We start from the raw sequence: 1,002 nt of genomic DNA, 5'->3' as shown, positions 1-1,002 counted from the left end.
CCTCACCTCGACCTGGTTGACGGGACGGTGCTGCGAACTCGCCGCGCGCGGCCATTCGCGCGACGGCAAGCGCGATGACCCGCAGATCGTCTTCGGACTGCTGTGTTCAGCCGAGGGTTGCCCGATCGCGGTGGAGGTGTTCAAGGGCAACACGGCCGACCCGGCCACGGTGGCCGCTCAGGTGACCAAGCTCAAGGAGCGCTTCGGCATCGAACACCTGGCCTGGGTGGGTGACCGCGGCATGCTCACCTCGGCKCGCATCGAGCAGGTCCTCAAGCCCGCGGGCATGGACTGGGTGAGCTCGCTGCGCGCGCCGCAGATCGCGCARCTCGCCGAGGAGCATGGTCCGTTCCAGCCGTCGCTGTTCGATGAGCGCAACCTGCTTGAACTCACCAGCGCGCACTTCCCCGGCGAGCGGCTGGTGGTGTGCCGCAATCCGCTGCTGGCCGAGGAGCGCGCACGCAAACGCTTGGAGTTGCTCGCTGCAACCGAAGCCGATCTGGACAAGATCGTGTCGGCMWCTCAGCGCGCTCGCMATCCGCTGCACGGCGAGGATGCCATTGGCCTGCGCGTGGGTCGTGTGATCGGCCGCTTCCACATGGCCAAGCACTTCRAACTCCTCATCACCCCGACGTCGTTGACCTATCGGCGCAAGCTCGATGCCATCGCCGCCGAGGCCGCGCTGGACGGCCTGTACGTGGTGCGCACCARTGTCCCCGCAGCCAAGCTCGATGCCGATGCAGCGGTGGCCGCCTACAAGAGCCTGGCCCACGTGGAGCGCGCCTTCCGTGCACAGCTTCAGGACCCTGCTGCAAGACCTCTCCACCCTGGCCTACAACATCACCCACACCCACCTCAACCCCGAGGCCAAGATCGTCACCACCACGCGGCCCACGCCGCTTCAGGCCAAGGCCTTCAAGCTGCTCGGCTTGAATCCCGCCTGTACCCAGTAGCCGCTCTCCCTGCGAACCAAAAGCTCAAGCAGGGTGCGCACTTACGTCT

General features: G+C 66.5%; 1 pseudogene. It reads left to right on the top strand.

The features are described from left to right. Nucleotides 1-953 (top strand): annotated as a pseudogene (locus tag AC1DY5_RS56940) (IS1634 family transposase); the annotation flags it as partial. Between the last annotated feature and the right edge of the window lie 49 nt (nt 954-1,002).

It is taken from the genome of Variovorax sp. P4_D9, assembly GCF_056401695.1.
This window is presented reverse-complemented; position numbering and strand designations above follow the sequence as displayed.